The organism is Desulfobaccales bacterium, from assembly GCA_041648175.1.
GTDB lineage: Bacteria > Desulfobacterota > Desulfobaccia > Desulfobaccales > 0-14-0-80-60-11 > 0-14-0-80-60-11.
In genome coordinates, this window is record JBAZPO010000009.1 from 100,730 (window position 1) to 121,241 (window position 20,512).

Consider the following 20,512-nt stretch of genomic DNA (forward strand, 5'->3'; position numbering starts at 1 on the left):
TATAATAAACTATTAAAAATTTGCTCATCGGGGCATGGACATGGCTCGCGCCGGCGCGCCATATGTGCTCACTGAGGAGAATGTGGACCAACAACCTTTGGGTGAACGCCTCGCCCTGCTGACGGACCTCTACCAGTTGACCATGGCGGCCTGCTATTTCGACCAGGATATGCAGGGCGAGGCCACCTTCAGCCTTTTCATCCGCAAATATCCGGCCCAGCGGGGGTACTTTGTGGCTGCGGGGCTGGCCGAAGCCTTAAATTACCTGGAAACCCTGCGGGTTACGGCCGCAGACCTGGCTTATCTCGCCTCCACCGGCCTTTTTCAGACCCGCTTCCTGGATTACCTGAAAGATGTGCGTTTCACAGGTTCGGTCCGGGCGCTGCCCGAAGGCAGTATTTTTTTCATTGATGAACCTATCCTGGAGGTAAGCGCCCCCATCATCGAGGCGCAATTGGCGGAGACATTTATTATCAACGCCGTCAACCTCCAAACCATGATCGCCACCAAGGCCTCCCGGGTTATGCACGCAGCTGCGGGCCGGCCGCTGGTGGACTTTTCTCTGAGGCGGACCCAGGGCAGCGACGCGGGTCTCAAGGTGGCCCGGGCCAGCTACCTGGCGGGATTTGGTGGCACAAGCAACGTTTTGGCGGGAAAGCTCTACGGCCTGCCCATTTTCGGGACCATGGCCCATTCCTACATTACCAGTTTTAATAGCGAAATAGAGGCGTTCCGGGCGTTCGTCCGGAACTTTCCGGTCGGCCCCACCCTGTTGATCGACACTTATGACAATATATCCGGGGCGCAGCACGCCGTAACCGTGGCCAAGGAGCTGGAGGCCAAAGGCCAGCGCCTTGGGTTTGTGCGCCTGGATAGCGGCGATATGGCGGCCATCAGTAAGGACGTGCGCCGCATCCTGGATGATAACGGCCTGGGTTATGTCCGCATCCTGGCCAGCGGCGGCTTTGATGAGCACAAAATCGCCGGGCTGCTGGCCGACGGGGCCAAAATTGACGCCTTTGCCGTGGGCACCAAGATGGGGGTCTCGGCAGACGCCCCGTATTTCGATATCGCCTATAAACTGGTACGCTACGCCGATCGGCCGGTGATGAAGCTGTCCAGCGGCAAGGTGACCTTAGTGGACAAAAAGCAGGTTTGGCGCACTTATAACGCTCAGGGCGCCATGCAGAGGGACGTCATCGCCCTCAAGGATGAAGCGGTTTCGGAAGGCAGCCCACTGCTTGAGCCGGTGATGGCGGGCGGCCGAATTACCGGGAAGTTGCCGACGCTTTCCGCAAGCCGGGACTATTTCCAGGCCCAGTTTGCTAAGTTGCCCGAAACCTACAAGACCCTCCAGGACCCGGCCCGTTACCCGGTGAGTCTGAGCGTTGGGCTTAAGAAGCTGCAATCCCGGGTAGAACAGGACATCCGGCACCGGGAATTGGGAGAGAGTTAACCTCATGGGATTGACCGAATTTCTTGTCCACTATAATACGCTGCTCATCCATTACTTAGGATACGGCGGCATCTTCATACTTATGGCCCTGGAGTCCATGATTTTCCCCATTCCCAGCGAACTGATCATGCCCTTTGCCGGCTTTCTGATCGTCACAGGTCAGTTCGATCCCGTATGGGTGATGGTGGCCAGCAGCCTGGGGTCCATTGCGGGGTCACTTTTGTCCTACGGTATGGGAACCTTGGGAGAGCCCGTAGTATTACGATACGGCCGCTACCTGTTGCTCAATAAACATCACCTGGAATGGACCGAGTTATTCTTCTTCCGGCATGGTGGTAAGACGATTTTCATCTCCCGGTTTATCCCGGTAGTGCGCCATCTCATCTCCATTCCTGCGGGCCTGGCTCGTATGCCGCTGATCCCGTTTATTCTCTTTACCTTTGCCGGCGCCACCCTATGGAACGGATTTCTTACCTTCCTGGGAATGCGACTCAGAGAAAATTGGATGGTTATTCAGCGGTATACCCATATTCTGGACTATTTTGTGGTCGCAGCCCTCCTCGCCGTGGTAGTTTACTTGTGTTGGAAGCTCAAAAATGCCCGGAACCCCGCATAAGCAGTGGGATTGGGGGTGGCTGTGAGGGTTGATGCACCCAAGCCTCAGGAGCGTCGGAGCAGCCTGCCTTCTGAGGCCATCATCAACCCGACTCGGGAACCATGGGACCCGCCGGTAACGGATCGGGTCATCCTGACGTTCACTCTGCCGGACTACCGGTATCTCTGCCGCCTCACGCAACCTAAAGAGCCGCCTCGTTATATTTACAATTGCGCGGTGCGGGAAGGCCACTGGGAAAACCGGACCATCACCCTCATGGCCCCGGCCCTGGGGGCGCCCTATGCGGTCATGGTGCTGGAAAAACTAATCGCCCTGGGAGCCCGTATGGTCCTGGCTTTGGGTTGGTGCGGTTCCCTCCAGCCTCATCTGGCCATCGGCGATCTGGTGCTCCCCACCACCACGGTGAGTACCGAAGGCACTTCCCGGCACTATCCCCTGGACGGCCAACCCCCGGACCCTGACCCGGGTCTGGCCCGGATCTTGCAAAACCTTTTGGAAACAACGGACGCCAGTTGCCAGGAGGGCACGGTCTGGTCCACCGACGGCTTTTACCGGGAGACGGTGGAACTGGTGCAGCACTACCAGGCCCAAGGGGTCCTGGGGGTGGATATGGAAATGGCCGCCTTGTTCACCCTAGGCCGGTTCCGGCGGGTGCCGGTGGCCGGTCTCTTGGTGGTTTCCGATGAATTGGCCACCCTGCACTGGAACCCGGGCTACCGTTCGGAGCGGTTTCGCCGGGCGCGGGATCAAGCTGCCCGCCTGGTGTTGGCCGCGGCGGCCCAATGGGACGGAAGCCATGCTTAACGGCTCTGTCCTGGCCATTGACGTAGGCGGCGGCACCCAGGATATCTTTATTTGGCAGCCGGGCCAGACCGTGGAAAACGGCGTCAAACTGGTCCTGCCGTCCCCTACCCAGGTCCTGGGCCGGCGGATACGACGCCTCACCGCGCAGGCGCTGCCCATTTTTCTGACTGGCCGGGTCATGGGCGGCGGCGCGGTGACGCAGGCGGTGCGCAACCATATGGGCCACGGCCTGCCGGTGTATGCTACGCCCCAGGCGGCTTTCACCTTCAGCGACCGCTTGGAGGTCCCGGAGGATTGGGGCGTAATCATCACCGAGACCCCGCCTCCCGAGACCGTTACCCTGAGCCTGGGCGATGTTGATGTGGAGGCCCTGCGCCAGGTTCTGGCGGCCTTTGAGGTCCCTTTCCCTGACCACTTTGCGGTGGCGGTGCAGGACCACGGCTTTTATCCTCAGGGCAGCAACCGGCGCTTCCGCTTCCAGTGCTGGGAAGACTTTCTGGCTCAGGGAGGCAGACTGGCGGACTTGGCCTACCGCCAGCCCCCCAGCCACTTTACCCGGATGGCGGCCGTAGCCGCAACCCTGCCCGGAGCCTTGCTGATGGATACCTGCGCCGCAGGCGTCCGGGGGGCGCTCCTGGACCCCCAAGCGGCAGAACACCTGGATAGCGGGCTCACGGTGGTCAATGCGGGCAATGCCCACACCTTTGCGGCTTTGGTCCGGGGGGGGCATATGTGCGGGATTTACGAACATCACACCGGGCTTTTAAGTCCGGAGAAATTCTTTTCTCATCTGGAAAGGTTTCAACAGGGCGAACTGGGCAACGCTGAAATTTTTGAGGGCCAGGGGCATGGCTGCGCCTATGTTCCGAATTTTAACCCCAAAGGCGAATATGCTTTCACCGTTATCACCGGCCCCCGCCGGCGCCTGGCCCAAGGTTGGCCTGGGGTCATGGCCGCGCCGTTCGGCGACATGATGCTGTCCGGCTGTTTCGGCCTGGTGGCGGCTTATTTGGAACAGGAAGGCTATCCGGCGGATCTGACAGATAATTAACAGGGACGCCATTAAGGGGATGTGAGAATCCTTTTCTCACGACTCGCTCAGCAGGAGACGGACCATATGGAGATTAAATTCTGGGGCACCAGGGGTTCAATCCCGGCTCCCGGTGTCCAAACCCTGGAGTTCGGCGGAAATACTACCTGTGTTGAAGTGGTCCTGAACAACGGGCAACGAGTTGTGATCGACGGCGGCACCGGCCTCAGGCTCCTGGGCCAGCATATGATCGAGAACAAGATTTCTAGCCAGTTTCACCTGCTTCTCACCCATGGTCACTGGGATCACCTGCTGGGTATTCCGTTTTTCGAGCCCATCTACCACGAATCCACCAAGGTTATCGTCGACGGCTGGCCTCCCGCCTTCCAGGCCATGACCCGGGTCTTCGACAGTCACATGGGGGACGGCTTTTTTCCGGTGGCTTTCGACCATCTCAAGGCCAGGATCGATTATCTCAATACCCTGGCCCACGACCCTCTGGATTTAGATGGGGTGCTCATTGACGCCATGCGCCTCAACCATCCCCAAGGGGGGTTGGGGTTTCGCTTTCGGGAAGGTCGGCATACCATGGTCTTTATTACCGATAACGAGTTGGGCGCGGCCCGGGGCAAGCGCATCCCGGAATTTGTCGAATTTTGCCAGGGATGCGACCTGTTGATCCACGATGCTCAGTACTTACCGTCGGAAATTGCGGGGCGGCGGGGGTGGGGACACTCCACCTTTGAGGAGGTGGTGGCCCTGGCTCACGAGGCGGAGGTGCACAACCTGATACTCACACATCACGATCCCTGCCGCAGCGATGCGGAGGTCAAAGAGATCGTGGCCCTGTCCCGGGAAATGTCGGCCAAACATAACGGACTGCATGTTATCGACGCTGCCCGGGAAGGGGCTTGTTACCGGCTGCCTTAAGAACGGGTTCTGGACTCTCAGTAAGATCCCCATACCTTACTGCCAGGACTGGCAGACTTTTGAGAAAGGATGTCTATATGGATTGGAAAGTCTTCTGGGTTACTTTTGGGACGATTTTTTTGGCGGAAATGGGGGACAAAACCCAACTGGCGGCTCTTACCATGTCCGCAGAGACCCGCCTGCCCTTGTCGGTCTTCCTGGGAGCCAGCGCGGCCTTATGCCTGGTTACGCTGTTGGGGGTAGCCCTCGGTGGCCTTGCGTCCCAATGGCTGCCCGAGGGCCTGCTGAAAAAAATCGCCGGAGCGAGCTTCATTGTTATCGGGGGATTAATTCTGTTGGGAAAATGGTAACAGATATAGCGATAGCCAAAAAGTTTTTTCCTTTTATTCCCCTCTCCCCTTGTGGGAGAGGGTAGGGTGAAGGGCTAATAAGAAAAACTTTTTGGCAATGAATATAATCCTCATTAAAGCCGCCTGATTCAAGACCTGGTTTCCGCGGTTCTCGCAGGTTTTCAGCCTTCAGCCCCTTTATTTCCTGAGCGAAATTTAGTAGACTAAGCTAACTGATTGCCTTTATTAACCTTTTTTTGCGATCACTTCATGGCGAGTTTGAATAAGCATCAGGAGTTGCGTCAACCCAACCTGGTCCTCATCGGCTATCGGGCCACCGGCAAGACTGCCGTGGGCGCACGGCTGGCCCGGGTCCTGGGCCGTCCTTTTGTGGACCTGGATCAGGTGCTGGTTCAGGAGGCCGGTGAGTCCATTGTAGACATCGTGGCCAAAGGCGGCTGGGCCGAGTTCCGGCGGCGGGAAAAAGAGCTGGCAGCCAGCTTCCGGCGTACCCAGGGGCAGGTGCTGGCTACCGGGGGCGGTGTGGTGTTGGACCCGGACAATATCTCGGCCCTGCGGGAAAATGGCATCATCATCTGGCTAACCGCGGACCCGGAGACCATCCAGGCTCGCCTGACGATAGATCTGCCCCGGGACCCCAATCGCCCCAGTCTTACCGGGGGTGACACTATCCGGGAAGTAGCGGCGGTGCTGGAGCAGCGTTATCCCCTCTATCAGGCCGCGGCACAGATTACGGTGGACACGACGCACCGGGATGTGGCCCAGGTAGTGGACGCGGTGCTGGCGGCCGTAAAATTGAAGGAGGCCGGAAACCTTGGCAGGTAATACCTTTGGACGTCTGTTTCGAGTGACCACCTGGGGTGAATCCCATGGTCCGGCCTTAGGAGCCGTCATTGACGGCTGTCCGCCCCGTTTGTCCTTAAGCGTCGGAGATATCGAAGCGGAACTGGCCCGACGGCGCCCCGGAGTGCAGGCCCATGCCACCAGCCGTCGGGAGCCCGATAAAGTTGAGATTCTGTCTGGAGTATTCGAGGGCCTGACCACCGGCACTCCCATCAGCTTGATCATTTATAATCGGGATGTTAAAAGTCAGGATTATGACGAACTGCGGCGCCTCTTTCGTCCCGGCCACGGCGATTTTACCTATCAGGCCAAGTACGGCATAAGGGACCATCGGGGCGGGGGCCGGGCTTCGGCCAGGGAAACCGCAGCCCGGGTGGCCGCGGGCGCAGTAGCCCAAAAGCTCTTGGACCAAGAAGGCATCCAGGTACTGGCCTATACCCTGGAGTTGGGAGGGGTGCGGGCTCAAAGCGTGGACGAGGGCCGCATCTGGGATAACCCTTACGCCTGCCCCGACCCCGAGGCCGTTGCGGCCATGGAGACCCGGGTTTCCGAAGTCAGGGCCCAGGGCGACTCCCTGGGCGGGGTGGTCCAGGTGCGCGTCAAAGGCTGCCCACCAGGATTGGGGGAGCCGGTTTTTGATAAACTAGACGCGGCCTTAGCCCAGGCGGTGATGTCCGTGGGTGCGGTGAAAGGCGTGGAAATCGGCGCAGGATTTGCCGCCGCCCGGATGCTAGGCTCAGAAAACAATGATCCCCTGATCCCGGGGGGGTTCGCCTCCAATCGGGCCGGAGGTATCCTGGCGGGTATCTCCAACGGCGATGATCTTGTGCTGACCGCCGCGGTAAAACCGATTCCTTCTATCGCCCGGGAGCAGCAAACCATCGATTTGACGGGTCAGCCGCGCACCCTTTCAGTAAAGGGCAGACACGACATCAGCGCCATTCCCCGCATCGTCCCGGTCATTGCCGCCATGGTGCGCCTCACCCTGGCGGACTTTCTCCTGCGTCAGAGGGCCATCAGATGAAAGCTGTCAGGTTCCAGGTTCCAGGGTTCAGGTTTCAGCAAAAAAATCGGATTTTCGAAAGGCAATTTTAAGTGCCCATAACTACTATGAAACCAACCATAGCCATCATTGGCGGGAACGGCCAGATGGGCCGCTGGTTTAAGCGCTTCTTTGTAAGCCATGACATTGAGGTCCTGGTGGCGGACGTCGACACTCCGCAGACGGCGCCAGAGGTCGCGGCCTTGGCCGATGTGGTGATCCTTTCGGTGCCCATTCCCAAAGTGACCGAATTGGCCGGGGAAGTGGCCCCGTTTCTCAAGCCGGACGCGGCCCTGATGGACCTGACCTCCGTGAAGCAGAGGCCCATGGCGGCCATGTTGTCGGCGTTCACCGGAGAGGTGGTGGGCACCCATCCCCTTTTCGGCCCCGGAGAAGAAAGCATCAAAGGGCGGACCGTGGTCCTGTGCCAGGGCCGGGGAGAGCGCTGGTTCCTGTGGCTGAAGGACCTGTTGACCGAGGCCGGTGCCCGGGTGAAGGTCACCAGCGCGGCCGAACATGACCGCCTCATGGCTGTGGTGCAGGGGTTGGCGCATTTCCTGCTCATCTCTTTCGGTTCAGTCATTCAGGAGTTGGGCGTTTCCCCGGAAGACCTGGAGGAATTTTCCACCCCTACTTTTGCCACCCTGCACAATCTGGCCCGCCGCCTGTTGAGCCAGGACGCCAAACTGTACGCCTGCATCCAGTTACAGAATCCTGCCAACCGGATAGTATTGCGGGCCCTGGAGGGGGCGGTGGCCGATATTCTCTACTTCATTCAACGCCAGGACGCCGACGGGCTGGTGCGTCTGATTGAGGAGATTAAATAATACGGTTTCAGGTTTTCAGTTTCAGTTAAAAGAATAAGGATTATCAATAAATTAAAAATCAGCCTTTGAGAACATCCGAGGCTGTCCTCCATTTACTCGGGAGTTTTTCGTAACGGGAACCTACTCATGCTAGATATCAAATTTGTACGAGAACATCTGGAAGAAGTGGAACAGGCCTTGAAAAACCGGGGCCAGGAGATCTCCCTGGATGAATACCGCTGGCGGGAGACGGAGCGCCGCCAGTTGCTCACCCGGGTGGAAGAATTGCGCCATGAACGCAACACCCTGTCCAAAGAGGTGGGGGACTTGATGAAGGCCGGCAAGCGCGACGAGGCCCAGCCTCTGCGAAACCGGGTCACCGCCATCAATGAGGAAAGTAAAGACCTGGAGGCCCAGGCGGACGCCCAGGATGCCTGGGTGCGGGAATTCCTCCTCAACCTGCCCAACCTTCCCCACGCGTCGGTTCCCCTGGGGGCTTCCGCCGAGGATAATCCGGTGGTAAAAACCTGGGGGCAGGCCCCGGAGTTCGACTTTACTCCTCAAGCCCACTGGGACATCGGTGAGAACCTGGGCATCCTGGATTTCGAACGGGCCGCCAAGATCACCGGGGCTCGCTTTGCTCTCCTGAAGGGAGCCGGGGCGAGGCTGGAACGGGCCCTGATCAACTTCATGCTGGATTTGCACACCAAGAAGCACGGCTATCTGGAAGTGCTGCCACCATTTATTGCCAATGCAGATTCCCTGCGAGCCACCGGGCAGCTTCCCAAGTTTCAAGAGGATCTCTTCAAGCTGGAAGGGCTGCCTTACTACCTGGTGCCCACCGCGGAGGTGCCGGTCACCAATATCCACCGGGATGAAATACTTAAGGGGGAGGACCTGCCCTTATATTATACGGCCTACACCCCCTGTTTCCGCTCCGAGGCGGGTTCTTACGGCAAGGACGTCCGGGGCTTGATTCGCCAGCATCAGTTCAACAAGGTGGAGTTGGTGAAGTTTACTTTACCGGAGAATTCCTACGACGAGCTGGAGCGCCTGCTTGCCGATGCGGAAGAGGTCTTGCAGGAGTTGGGCCTGCACTACCGGGTAGTGCTGCTGTGTACCGGCGATATGGGTTTTGCCGCGGCCAAGACCTACGACATCGAAGTCTGGCTGCCGGGACAGGACCTCTACCGGGAGATTTCATCCTGCAGCAATTTTGAAAATTATCAGGCCCGGCGGGCTGGCATCCGCTTCCGCCGCGCCGGGTCCAAGGGCACGGAACTGGTGCACACGCTGAATGGCTCCGGCCTGGCGGTGGGCCGCACCATGGTGGCTATCCTGGAGAACTACCAGCAGGCCGACGGCAGCGTGGTGATCCCGGAGAACCTCAGACCGTATATGGGGGGAACAGAGAAGATCGGGTAGGGAAGTGTGCCGTTTTTCGAAAAAATCATTAATAGTCGTGCCCAAGCGCAGCTTAGGCAATAAAAATCGTTCCCAAGCGAAGCTTGGGAACGAAGGTAATTGTCTGTTTCCTTTGCTACTGAAAACCGAAAACTGAAAACCTTCTTTATTTGGCCGCGGCCTTCACCTTATCGTTGGCATTGAAGGGCCCCCCGCTCAGAGGCTGGGCCACCGCACCGCTGTTGCCCAGAAGTTCCGTCACCTTGATCTCCCCTTGAGGGACATCGGCCGTGTAACCCAGGACTTTATGCGTCGTGGGGTTCACCACCTCTTTGCCCGGTTGCACAACCTTCAGGCGGTCACCCACCTTAAGGCCCGAGTTTTGTCCCAGGTTCAGGTAGACCTTGCCTTCTTTGACGAACTCCACCCGGCCAAACCAGGCAATCTTGACGAGGTCTCCGGATACCCGTAGAGTATTATTCTGGGCGAACTTGGTAACGTTTTCGGGGGTCAGCCCGCTCGCGGGCGCAGAAGCCACAATGGCATCTTCCTGGACACCGGTGAAGGTGTCATAAACTTGCATGACCAGCGCCCCCTGAGACCCACTCTGCGGGGGAACCAGTCCAGTAAGGACAATACCCTGAACCCCCAGGACATCCCCTAAGTCCTTGATTTTGGTGGTAATAGTCTTTTTATCGGCTACTCCGGCCTTACGCAGGGCCTCGTCGACCTGAACCGGGCTGCTCACTCTAAGGTCTTTGGTCCGCCCCAAGGCATCACCCAGGGCCATGCCCAAAGTTCGGTTCAAGCCGTCTAAGTTGCTAGGTGTATCCAGGTCGGGAATGACCGCCACGGCCCGGCCCACCACGGCCGTATCGCCTCTTCCTTTGGCCTGGGAAACAAAGCCTCCCAACCCCTGCTCCCGGAGGATGCGGTCCACTTCAGACCGGACCATTTCCTGGAGCTTATCCGGGGGAATCCCCTTACCCGCGGCCTTTTCCTGCTGTAAGCCGACGGCCTTGACCAGGGAGTTGATCAGGTGCTGCTGGGCCCCCACGAACTGCTCCCCTTTTTGCACATAGAGATATTCGGGCGAGTCGGCGACGCTCATCCAATAGGGGTTTTTACTGCGTATAAAGGGTTTGCCATCAATGATAACGGTCTCTTGTTGAGACTCAGGGGGGGCCATCTCTGCATCCGTATCATCGCCGGAGTCATACCCGGTCCATTTTTTCACCGTGGAGCAGCCCACCGCCAACAGAGCGACTGACATAAGCAACAATAAACCCATTCTCAATGACTTCAGTAAGCTTCTTGACATGCTGGAACCCCGTTTGTCGTTTTTGGTTTTTCGTATCGCATGAATCAGGTTTTCAAGCTGAGAGACAATTTTTTGAGCATTTTCATTAATCTTTCCAGAGTAATCAGAAGCACAGCAGTCCCTTCAGTAGATAAGTATTCTATTTCCCGTGCAATTATCAATTGGGTCTCTAATTCGGCTGACGATCCCAAGGCAACTGACAAAAATTGTCTGAATTCTTTGGAGGAATTCCTGAACTGACCTTCGGCTATATTGGATGGAATAGATACTGCGGCTCTTCTTATTTGTTGGACCAGCCCAAACTTCTCTGAAGGAGGGAAATCGGCTGTTACCCGATAAATGTCCTTCGCGAGTTCGAGTGATAATTGCCAATCCTCCAGATCCTTATATGACCTTGATTTTCTTGCTTCAGCCATTATCACCAACACCAAAAACGAAAAACCAAAAACGAATTAAAAAGCCCACAGGGATATTACCCCGTGGGCTTTTGGAAGTCAACCGCTTAAGAGTTTAGAAGTAGAAGAACCCGACGAACTCTACCCGAGAGGCGGTACCCACGTTAGTGGCGTTGGTGCCATTAGACGTAGTAGTTGGTGTCGCACCACCGGATAGAATCTGCATCCATTGAGTCCGCTGCCAGGTATACTGCAAGCCAAACTTGAAGGCCTGGATGGGACGATACCACAGAGTGACGTCAACTTCCTGCTGGGAATTCGGGTTATCAGCCCCGGCCCACCCATAGCCACCAGCGTTGCTGCCGGCTGGTGTCGCAAACCGTGCCAGCTGATTATACGTGCTCTGAGATACGCCGAATTGCTTTTGCATACCATAGGTCACGTTGGTGAACCAGTGGTTGGTGAAGTAATATTGAGCCTGAACGTAGCCGCCAAACTGCTGGTAGAGTTTCTCATTAAAAGCGTGAATATTGACCACGCCAGGGGCTACAGAAGTCGCTTCATAGGCGCCATACACATCATTAACCCCGACAGCGTTGTTCCCAAACGCTCCCAGGCCCTGGCCGATAAAACCCTGGACACTTAAAGAAGCGGTCCCCGCCAGGTTGGCGGAGTGGGTGGGGATGACGGGCAGGAACACGTTAGCCATCAACATCCAGGGGTCCAGGTACTGATGGTTCCCAAAAGAGACGGTAGTCGCATTATATTGGTTTTGACCAAAGGTGTTGACGGCGGTGTTCACTAAAGTCGCATTACTACGGTAGACATTCCGCTGCCAGCCACCGATGACCCGGGCCGTGAAGGGCATGGGAGCGCCGTAATAGGCGGCCTTGCCCCAGAGGTCCTTCTGATACATGAGTTTTGCCTGGACCTGAGGGGTTTCGGAGTTCTCACCGTTATTCGGTAGGGTATAGTTAAGACCATTAACGCCATTCACGCCAGTTGGTTCACCAACCAAGGCGGCAATGGTGAAGCCGTCACCGAACTTCTGGCTCACCCGGATCTGGGCCAGACGGGCAGTGGGCATGCCGAAGCCCTGCAACGGACCGTCCTGGACGGATTCATTGTAGAATTCGCAGAACATGGAAAAGTACTGGCCGAACAGCAATTCAGTGGTGGGCCAGTTAAACCGGAACATGGCATGGCGGAGCCGCGGGGTATAGTTGTTGGATGCGCTTAAAGCACCGCCTAAACCCGGGTTTTCATTCGCATCAAAGTCCATTTCAATGAAACCGGAGGTCTTGGCGCCCCAGAGGTCAGGTCCCTTGATGGTCAGGTTAAACCGGGAGCCCTGGGCGGTGAATTTCAACCGGCCATGGTGCCCGTTAAGGTCGTTGTTACGAGCGATGGGCGTGTTGGCGTTCTTGCCGTTCTGGACGGAAGACCAGAACGTATCCAACTTGATGAAACCGCCCAAAGTGAATTCCGCTGCCGCAAATGCGGCTGCGGGCAGCAGCAGGGCCAAAACTACAGCAAAAGCCAAAATCTTTTTCATTGTTCCCCCCTTTAATTTAGGAAAGTGCTAACCACATTCTCCTTTCCGTTTTCACCTAACTAACAGTAATTGTTGATTTCTCGCCCACCTCCTTCCGCCTATCGGTTTTATCCACGGCCATATTAAATTGGGCTGCGACTTTTGTCAATAAAAAATTGCAAAAAAATGCACCCCCTAAGGGAGCCTCAGCCAGGGGTGACGATAGGTGATTTTGGGAGGGCCAGGCTTAGAAAATCACGTTATAGGGGTCCCAGATGAAGGCAAGAATTCCCGCCAGGATCATATTGCCTTCAATCAGGGATTCGAGCATCAGGCTGGATTCCAGGTGGTCGCGGTGGTAGAGGACGAGATAAGCCAGCATATAAAACCCGCACAGACTCAGGGAGTAACCCAGGGAGGGGATGACCCCGCGCCAGGCGGCCCCCAGCACCACGGCGATAAAGACCATGGCACTCACAAAGAGCAGCGTGAAGGTGCGCTCCTTGCCTAAAGCGATGGCCATGGTTTCCTTGCCTACCACCCGGTCCCCCTCGATGGCCATGATCTCGAAGATGCCGGAGCGGATGAAGATCATCCCCGCCACGAAGAAAAAGGCGATGGCGGTGGCGCCGGAGATGGGCTGGTCGGAGCAGACTACCGGGATCAGCGCCGCCAGGACGCCCCAGGCCACCGCGGTGAACATGGTCTTGGAGCCGGGGATTTCTTTAAGGGTGGTGATGAGCGTGACCCGGGCGATGCGGTCCGGGATGATCTTGAAATTATAGAGCAAGCCGATGGCGCTCATCACCAGGATAAAGGCAAAAGGCACCAGACCCAAATAAGCTCCCAAGATTAAGGCCATGAACGCTGAAGCCATGCCGGTAACCAACAGAAAGCGCCGGTGGCGGCCATAAAACATGGTCTGTACCGGGTCGTTGAGCTTTGAGGCCTTGTCGGTAAAATGGTTGAGCAGGTGCATGGAATAGACATAGAAAAAGGCCACGAAAAAATAGATAAACTGAGGTTCCACTTGCTGAAGCAAGGACGAGACGTAACTGAGGGAACCGGCGCCGGTGGCCACATAAATATTGGATTTAAGGAAAAAGCGCCAGGCCCGGTACAGATAGTTGGTCCAGGAGCCGGGGCGAAAGGCCCAGGCATGTTTCAAGGTGTTCACCACATTGCCGATGAGCCAGTGGGGCGTGGAAGCGCCGGCGGTCACCGCTACCGCTTGATACCGGCTCATCTCCACCAGGTCCAGTTCCTGTTCGGTCTCCACATGGTAAGTAGGAATCCCGGTCCCCTGGGAGATCTCCACCAGTCTTTGGGTATTGCCGCTGTTGCGCCCTCCCACCACCACCAGGGCTTCCGCCTGCTGGGCCAGCTCCTGGACCTCGGCCTGGCGGGAGGCAGTGGCATCACAGATGGTGTTATAAATCTGGACCCGGGAAAACCGGCCGGTAATTTCCTGGACCCGGGCCTCGAACTGGCACTTGCTCTGGGTGGTTTGGGCCACCACGATCAATTCAGACAGGTCCGGAAGGTCCGCCACATCCTGGGAGGTGGAGACCACGTAGCCCCGCCCCTCGGTATAGCCCAGCAAACCCCGGACCTCCGGATGATCGGCATCCCCCACGATCAGAGTGGCGGAGCCCTTGGCGGCCCAGCGCCGGATGATGGCCTGCACCTTGGCCACCCGGGGGCAAGTGGCGTCGATGATCTGGCCACCGCCCATCTCCAGCAGGTGCCGTTCCTGGGGGGGAATGCCGTGAGCCCGGATCACCACCAGTCCCGGTGGCACGGCTTCTCCGGGTTCAAGGATCGAAATCCCCCGCTCCCGCAAGAGTTCCAAGACCTGGGGGTTGTGGATCAACGGCCCATAGGTGTAGATCTTGGTCTGTTTTTCATTGATGGCCTTGAGGACCAGTTCCAAGGCCCGCTTGACGCCGATGCAAAACCCGGCGGTTTCGGCCAGGACTACCTTCAACGAGGACTTCCTCCCACTCCGGCGGTGTGCGAACCCGGCGCCTTAAGATAGCGAGCCATCTGGCCCGCTACCATTTCCCGGCCGGCATCCTGCAAATGAACGCCGTCATCTTGATAAACCGGCTGCGTCCTTGCGCACAACACGTTTCTGAAGTCGATAAAGTAAGGTTTGTTTTTCAGCCGGTCAGCCAAGGCCCGGTCGATAATCTCAAAGTTGTGGCGCAAGGCCAGGTGCTTGGGCAAACTCACCTCTTCCTTTTGATTGACCGCGGGCGAGACCTGGTCGGTCTCCACCCACCAGAAGGGCTGCCAGAACAACAGGAACTTGGCCCCGACCCCCTGGGTCACTTGGTTTACATAATCATAGCGTTTTTCCACCGAATCCACAAACTTCAGGAGTTGAGGGTCGTCGTCCTTCAGGGGGATAACCCCTTGCCGGATTTTATCGTAGAGTTCGTAGGTAAAGGAGGCATACATGGCGGCATAGAAGGGTTTGAGAAAGCCGAAATAACTGTGGTGGTACGATTCGATGAGACCTTTCAAGCGGCGATAGCCCAGATGAGCGTAAGGTGTGCGGCTTTGGGCAAAGTAAGTGCAATCATTGGCGCCGTCATAAAAGATGATAAGATCCGGAAGCGTCGGCTGCTCAATCATGGCCTTTTCCAGGTACTTGGCCTCCATGAGCGAGTTGAAGCTGGGCTCCCCAAAATTGATAAGATAGGCCGGCAAGCGCGGTTCGACCTGATTAAGGTCCCGGGCCAGGAAGCTGGGAATGGTCTTGGCGTCGTCATCGGTGGCCCCTTTCATGGTGGAACCGCCGAATAACCAGATGAGCCGGGATTTTTGACGGTCCGGGGCCGGAGGATTATTGGCGGTGGGCCGCGGCGCCCCCTCACTCACGAACAGGGTATAGGGATCATAACGGACGGGATCGCAATCCCGGACCTGTCCATAGATCAGATAGTTGCTCCCCATGATGATCAAAAAACTAAAGATTTCGACCGCAATCACAACGGCGATGACCCATTTTAATCCGGTGAACATGAGATGGAAGATGCGTTTCATCCGGCACCTTTTCTTCCCGAGTTAATTTAACTATTATAACAAATTAACCGGGACTCCGGCAGAAGCGTTAGATTAATTAATTTTCCCAATAATAACATGACGTTTTAAAATTTCTGCCTTCTTCTGACCGATCCCCAAAACCTTTTCGTGCAATTCATCGACCTGCTTGAAAGGACCATGGGTATTCCTATACTCCACAATCCGGCGCGCCAAGGCTGGGCCGATGCCTGGCACTGCCTCCAGGTCCTCGGCGCTGGCCCGGTTGAGGTCAATGGGCAATCCCAGGGTCAACAGTTGTGTCCCCGGCATAACCGTCAGGCGATAGCCACCAGACGGCCCTACTTCCACCCGGCTGCCACTGGCGATTTTCTTATCCTTATCCGGCGCGGTTCCGGCCGCCCCAGCCCGTTGCCAGACGTCTCCCAGGCTAGGCGGGGCAGGGAAGAAGTAGACCCCGGGATGCTCCACCGGGCCGGTAACTTCCACAAAGGCCAGATTCATGATTCCGGGCGGGGGAGGGGAGGGGGAGAACAGCCAGTGTGCCCGCCAGGCGTAAACCAAAAGCAGGGCGGCTCCTAGAAGAAGGATGACGCCCAGTTGAGACCGGCTGAAATAAGGCAAGGGCTTCATGAAGGGGGCAAAAGGGAAAAAGGCGAAAAGGCGAAAAGGGGGAAAAAAGAATCCGACTGCATCACTCGTTAGTTTTCCTCGTGGTTGGGCTCGGAAAAGGGAAGAGGAACAGCCAAAGTGGCGGGCATCTTCCTTTTCGCCTTTTTCCCTCTTCCCCTTTTCCCCCTAAATTATTTATGTTCATCCCGGAAGAGTTTATAGTTGATGGAATCCACCAACGCCTGCCAGGAGGCGTCGATGATGTCAGAAGCCACTCCCACGGTGTTCCACCAGGCATGCCCGTCCCGGGAGATGATCAGGACCCGCACCATGGCCCCGGTGCCCCGCATCCCCGGCAACACCCTAACCTTGTAGTCTTCCAGGATGACTTCCGTCAGCCGGGGATAAAACCGCACCAAGGCCTTGAGCACCGCATTATAGAGCGCGTCCACCGGACCGTTGCCGAACGCCGCGGTGTGCACTTCGTGCATCCCCACCCGCACCCGCAGGGTGGCTTCGGGCACCGGGGGCTCCAAGCCTTTCCCCTTCTCATCGATGACCCGGTAGGATTGAAGCTGAAAATATTCCTTATGCTGGCCCAACGCGGCCCTGAGGAGCAATTCCAGGGAAGCCTCGGCGTCTTCGAACTGAAAACCCTGGGACTCCAGTTCTTTGACCTTGTCCAGGATGGTCTTGATGTTGCTGTCGAAGGGTGGCAGTTCCAGCCCCTGCAATTCCAGACCTAGCAACTGCTTCAGCTTATCCATGGCCAGACGTACCGCGGCATCGTGGCTCCCTAAATCCAACCCCAACTCTTGGGCCTTCATTAAAATGTTGCCCCGGCCCGACAGGTCGGAGACCGGGATCACCCGGGCATTGCCCACCAGGGTCGGATCGATGTGCTCATAGGCCTTGGGGTTGCGCTTCACCGCCGCGGCGTGGATGCCGCCTTTGTGGGCAAAGGCGCTCTTGCCCACGTACGGCTGATAGCGGTTGGGGCGCACGTTGGCGGTCTCGTAAACGAACCGGGAGACCTCGGTAAGGCGTGTCAGGTTGCCGGCTCCGAGGCATTCCACCCCCATCTTCAACTGGAGGTTGGGGATGATGGAGCACAGATTGGCATTGCCGCAGCGTTCCCCCACACCGTTGATGGTCCCCTGCACCTGGCCGCACCCCAGTTGCACCGCGGCGATGGAGTTGGCCACCGCAAGTTCCGAATCGTTGTGGGCGTGGATGCCCAAAGCCGTCTGGGGCAAGCGTTCCTGCACCACTTTAATGATCCCGATCAACTCGCTGGTCAAGGTGCCGCCGTTGGTGTCGCACAACACCAGGATCTGCGCGCCGCCGTCCAGGGCCGCCTGCAGGGACTTCAGGGCATAGTCCCGGTCTTCCTTAAACGCGTCGAAGAAGTGCTCGGCGTCGTAAATGAGCTCTTCCACCCGGGGTTTCAGATAGGCCAGGGAACCGGCGATGAGCTCCAGGTTGCGTTCCGGGGTGGTTTGTAAAATTTCCTTGACCTGGAACAGCGACGACTTGCCGAAGATCGTCACCACCGGCGCCAGGCTGATGAGCAACTCCTGCATGTTGGCATCGCTCTCCGGTGGCCTACCCTTGTGGTGGGTGCTTCCGAATGCTGCGATGCGGCTGCCGTTCAAATCGTAGTTGCGGATTTCGGCAAAGAAATCCTTGTCCTTTGGGTTGGAGCCCGGCCAGCCGCCTTCAATGTAATGAATACCCAACTGCGCCAGTTTTTGGGCGATGCGAATTTTATCGGCCAAAGACAGATTGAAATCCTCGGCCTGGGTGCCGTCTCTCAGAGTGGTGTCGTAGATTTTCACCTGGCGCATAATGGGGCCTCTTTCAAAGTTCAAGGTTCAAGGTTCAAGGTCAGGGCTCAAAAGCGATAACTTCGAACTTCGAACCTTGAACTATCTTTTCTTCGGTGGCGGCTGATCCAGCCCAAACGCGTCGTGGAGCACCCGCACCGCCAATTCGCCGTACTTATCCTCGACGACGCAGGAAATCTTGATCTCCGAAGTGCTGATCATCAGGATGTTAATGTTTTCCGCAGCCATGGCTTCGAACATCTTGGCCGCCACCCCGGCGTTGTTTTTCATGCCCACGCCCACGATGGAGACCTTGGCGATGTTCTCTTCGCTCAAGACCTTCTCGGCCCCGACATCGGCGGCCACCGGCTCGACAATTGCCAGGGTCTTTTTAAGATCACCCTTGGGCACGGTAAAAGTAAGATCGGTATGGCCCTCGATGCTGGTATTCTGGATGATCATATCCACTACGATGTTGGCGTTAGCCACCGGCTGGAACAGGTGCATCGCGACGCCGGGGCGATCGGGAACCCGGGTGATGGTGACCCGGGCGTCATTTCTGCTGAGCGCCACACCGGATACCGGCACAATTTCCATCTCTTCATCCTCCTCCGTCACCAAAGTGCCCGGCTCCTCGGAAAAACTGCTGCGTACCACCAGGGGTACGCTATAACGCCTGGCAAACCCCACGGACCGGATCTCCAGAACCTTGGCCCCCATGGAGGCCAGTTCCAGCATTTCGTCATACGAGATGCGCTCAAGTTTGCGGGCTTTGGAGTAGACGCGGGGATCGGTGGTGTAGACCCCGTCCACGTCAGTATAGATTTCGCAAAGGTCAGCTTTTAAGGAGGCGGCCACGGCCACTGCAGTGGTGTCGGACCCACCCCGGCCCAACGTGGTGATGTTGCCCACTTCGTCCACGCCCTGAAAGCCGGCCACGGTGACGATGCGATTTTTCTTCAATTCTTCCTTAATACGCGCGGTGTCAATGCCGATAATCCGGGCCCGGCCGTAAGCGCGGTCCGTGTAAATCCGGGCTTGATGGCTGAGCAGCGAGGTGGCCGGCACACCCTGGGACCTGAGAAACATTGAAAATAGAGCCACGGTCACTTGCTCGCCGGTGGCTAAGAGCACGTCCAATTCCCGGGGGTCCGGGTCCTCGGCCAGTTCCGTGGCCAGTTTAATCAGGCGGTCGGTTTCCCCGGCCATGGCCGAGAGCACCACCACCATTTTGTTGCCGTCCCGCCACCCTTTGGTCACCCGATTGGCTACATTGGCGATGCGATCCGGGTTGGCCACCGAGGTGCCGCCATATTTTTGTACAATAATAGCCACGCTTGCACTCCAGTAAGTTATAAATCAATAATTATATCTCATCATTAAAAAAAGCAAACCCCGGTGGCACAGGTTTTCAACCTGTGCGGACGCGGATATTTTTTGTAATGGCGGACCTGCGTGTCCGCCTTCAGCCAAGAGAACAGGTAAATTTTTCCATTGACGATGGTGCCTAATGGATGGTATTAATGAAAAAAATCACAAGTGAAGGAGGCCAGTTCCATGGCTGCAAAATTGATCAAAGGGGCCGAAGTGGCCGCAGAGATACGCGAAGAGTTGAAAAAAGAAGTAGAGGAACTCAAAGCCAAACATAATTTAACCCCGGGACTGGTCACCATCCTGGTGGGCGAAGACCCCGGCTCCGTCAGCTACGTCACCGCCAAGCAGAAGACCTCCCACGAGTTGGGCTTCTATTCCATCCAGGACAACCAGGCCCCGGACATCACCGAAGCCGCCTTGCTGGCTCTGATCGAGAAATACAACAAGGACCCCAAGATCCACGGCATCTTGGTGCAGCTCCCCGTGCCCAAGCACATCGACTCCAACAAGATCCTGTATGCCATCGACCCCAATAAAGACGTTGACGCCTTCCACCCGGTGAATGTGGGCCGCATCCTCATCGGCAACTACGCTTTTCTGCCTTGCACTCCCGCGGGCTGCCAGGAACTCATCTATCGGGCTTATGGCGACCCCAAGGGCAAAGAAGTCGTGGTGGTGGGCCGCTCCAATATCGTGGGCAAACCCATGGTGGCCATTATGATCCAGAAGCGGCTCGGCGCCAACGCCACCGTGACCTGCGTCCACACCGGCACCCCCAAGGACAAGATGATCGAACACTGCCGCCGGGCCGACATCCTCATCGTCGCTGCGGGCGTGCCCAAGTACATTCAGGCTGATTGGATCAAAGAAGGTTGCTGTGTCATCGACGTCGGCGTCAATCGCATCGGCAAGAGCGAAAAGACCGGCAAAGCTATCCTGGCGGGCGACGTGGATTTCGAGGCCTGCTCTCAGAAAGCCTCCTTCATCACCCCGGTCCCCGGCGGCGTGGGCCCCATGACCATCACCATGCTCATGAAAAACACCGTCATGGCCGCCAAACTGTCCGTCGGCCTGGTGAAACTGTAAGAGTATATTGAGTGAGGTTTTTGGGGAGGGGGCTA

At 57.1% G+C, this 20,512-nt stretch carries 19 protein-coding genes; 11 read left to right on the forward strand and 8 right to left on the reverse strand.

All coding sequences use genetic code 11. The annotated features are described in order from the left end of the window. Positions 1 to 40: 40 nt before the first annotated feature. The 10 genes from WC600_10295 to serS all read left to right on the forward strand — a co-directional run bounded on the left by WC600_10295 (position 41) and on the right by serS (position 9,302). Complete coding sequence (locus WC600_10295; protein ID MFA4903125.1) at positions 41 to 1,456, forward strand: nicotinate phosphoribosyltransferase; 1,416 nt, start codon at positions 41 to 43, stop codon at positions 1,454 to 1,456. Between the two features lie 4 nt (positions 1,457 to 1,460). After that, positions 1,461 to 2,072, forward strand: a complete 612-nt coding sequence (locus tag WC600_10300; GenBank protein ID MFA4903126.1) for a DedA family protein — start codon at positions 1,461 to 1,463, stop codon at positions 2,070 to 2,072. 21 nt (positions 2,073 to 2,093) lie between these two features. After that, positions 2,094 to 2,876: a nucleoside phosphorylase gene (locus WC600_10305; protein MFA4903127.1), complete on the forward strand. Its 783-nt coding sequence runs from the start codon at positions 2,094 to 2,096 to the stop codon at positions 2,874 to 2,876. Then, positions 2,869 to 3,927: a DUF1786 domain-containing protein gene (locus WC600_10310; GenBank protein ID MFA4903128.1), complete on the forward strand. Its 1,059-nt coding sequence runs from the start codon at positions 2,869 to 2,871 to the stop codon at positions 3,925 to 3,927. Before WC600_10305 ends, WC600_10310 begins: the two co-directional genes overlap by 8 nt. 66 nt (positions 3,928 to 3,993) lie before the next feature. Then, positions 3,994 to 4,836: an MBL fold metallo-hydrolase gene (locus WC600_10315; protein ID MFA4903129.1), complete on the forward strand. Its 843-nt coding sequence runs from the start codon at positions 3,994 to 3,996 to the stop codon at positions 4,834 to 4,836. A gap of 77 nt (positions 4,837 to 4,913) precedes the next feature. Continuing rightward, positions 4,914 to 5,186, forward strand: a complete 273-nt coding sequence (locus WC600_10320) for a TMEM165/GDT1 family protein (GenBank protein ID MFA4903130.1) — start codon at positions 4,914 to 4,916, stop codon at positions 5,184 to 5,186. A 249-nt stretch (positions 5,187 to 5,435) separates the two neighbouring features. After that, entirely contained in the window at positions 5,436 to 6,011 is a 576-nt protein-coding gene (locus WC600_10325) for a shikimate kinase (protein MFA4903131.1), read from the forward strand. Then, positions 6,001 to 7,053 carry a chorismate synthase gene (gene aroC, locus WC600_10330; protein ID MFA4903132.1) on the forward strand — a complete coding sequence of 351 codons (1,053 nt, stop codon included), beginning with the start codon at positions 6,001 to 6,003 and terminating at the stop codon, positions 7,051 to 7,053. Before WC600_10325 ends, aroC begins: the two co-directional genes overlap by 11 nt. Positions 7,054 to 7,139: 86 nt before the next feature. Next, positions 7,140 to 7,898 carry a prephenate dehydrogenase/arogenate dehydrogenase family protein gene (locus WC600_10335; GenBank protein ID MFA4903133.1) on the forward strand — a complete coding sequence of 253 codons (759 nt, stop codon included), beginning with the start codon at positions 7,140 to 7,142 and terminating at the stop codon, positions 7,896 to 7,898. A 126-nt stretch (positions 7,899 to 8,024) separates the two neighbouring features. Then, positions 8,025 to 9,302: a serine--tRNA ligase gene (serS, locus tag WC600_10340; GenBank protein ID MFA4903134.1), complete on the forward strand. Its 1,278-nt coding sequence runs from the start codon at positions 8,025 to 8,027 to the stop codon at positions 9,300 to 9,302. 145 nt (positions 9,303 to 9,447) lie between these two features. Here the strand turns inward: serS and WC600_10345 are convergent, their stop codons facing one another. From WC600_10345 to WC600_10380, 8 genes are all read right to left on the reverse strand, one after another. Beyond that, positions 9,448 to 10,554 carry a hypothetical protein gene (locus tag WC600_10345; protein MFA4903135.1) on the reverse strand — a complete coding sequence of 369 codons (1,107 nt, stop codon included), beginning with the start codon at positions 10,552 to 10,554 and terminating at the stop codon, positions 9,448 to 9,450. Positions 10,555 to 10,646: 92 nt separating this feature from the next. Continuing rightward, the gene (locus WC600_10350) at positions 10,647 to 11,018 is read right to left on the reverse strand and encodes a four helix bundle protein (GenBank protein ID MFA4903136.1); all 372 of its coding nucleotides are present in this window, start codon (positions 11,016 to 11,018) and stop codon (positions 10,647 to 10,649) included. Positions 11,019 to 11,112: 94 nt separating this feature from the next. Then, on the reverse strand, positions 11,113 to 12,552 hold the full coding sequence (locus WC600_10355; protein ID MFA4903137.1) for a hypothetical protein: 1,440 nt from the start codon (positions 12,550 to 12,552) through the stop codon (positions 11,113 to 11,115). Positions 12,553 to 12,778: 226 nt separating this feature from the next. Next, a complete protein-coding gene (ispH, locus tag WC600_10360; protein ID MFA4903138.1) occupies positions 12,779 to 14,518 on the reverse strand; it encodes a 4-hydroxy-3-methylbut-2-enyl diphosphate reductase in 1,740 nt (579 codons plus the stop codon). Next, entirely contained in the window at positions 14,515 to 15,582 is a 1,068-nt protein-coding gene (locus WC600_10365) for a hypothetical protein (GenBank protein ID MFA4903139.1), read from the reverse strand. Before WC600_10365 ends, ispH begins: the two co-directional genes overlap by 4 nt. Before the next feature lie 72 nt (positions 15,583 to 15,654). Then, on the reverse strand, positions 15,655 to 16,203 hold the full coding sequence (locus tag WC600_10370; GenBank protein ID MFA4903140.1) for a helix-hairpin-helix domain-containing protein: 549 nt from the start codon (positions 16,201 to 16,203) through the stop codon (positions 15,655 to 15,657). Positions 16,204 to 16,382: 179 nt separating this feature from the next. After that, positions 16,383 to 18,038: a citramalate synthase gene (gene cimA / locus WC600_10375; protein MFA4903141.1), complete on the reverse strand. Its 1,656-nt coding sequence runs from the start codon at positions 18,036 to 18,038 to the stop codon at positions 16,383 to 16,385. Between the two features lie 81 nt (positions 18,039 to 18,119). Continuing rightward, the gene (locus tag WC600_10380) at positions 18,120 to 19,352 is read right to left on the reverse strand and encodes an aspartate kinase (protein MFA4903142.1); all 1,233 of its coding nucleotides are present in this window, start codon (positions 19,350 to 19,352) and stop codon (positions 18,120 to 18,122) included. Positions 19,353 to 19,574: 222 nt separating this feature from the next. Here WC600_10380 and WC600_10385 point away from each other — a divergent pair, with 222 nt between their 5' ends. Next, positions 19,575 to 20,477 (forward strand): tetrahydrofolate dehydrogenase/cyclohydrolase catalytic domain-containing protein, encoded by a 903-nt coding sequence (locus WC600_10385; GenBank protein ID MFA4903143.1) that lies wholly within the window; start codon positions 19,575 to 19,577, stop codon positions 20,475 to 20,477. Positions 20,478 to 20,512 lie beyond the last annotated feature (35 nt).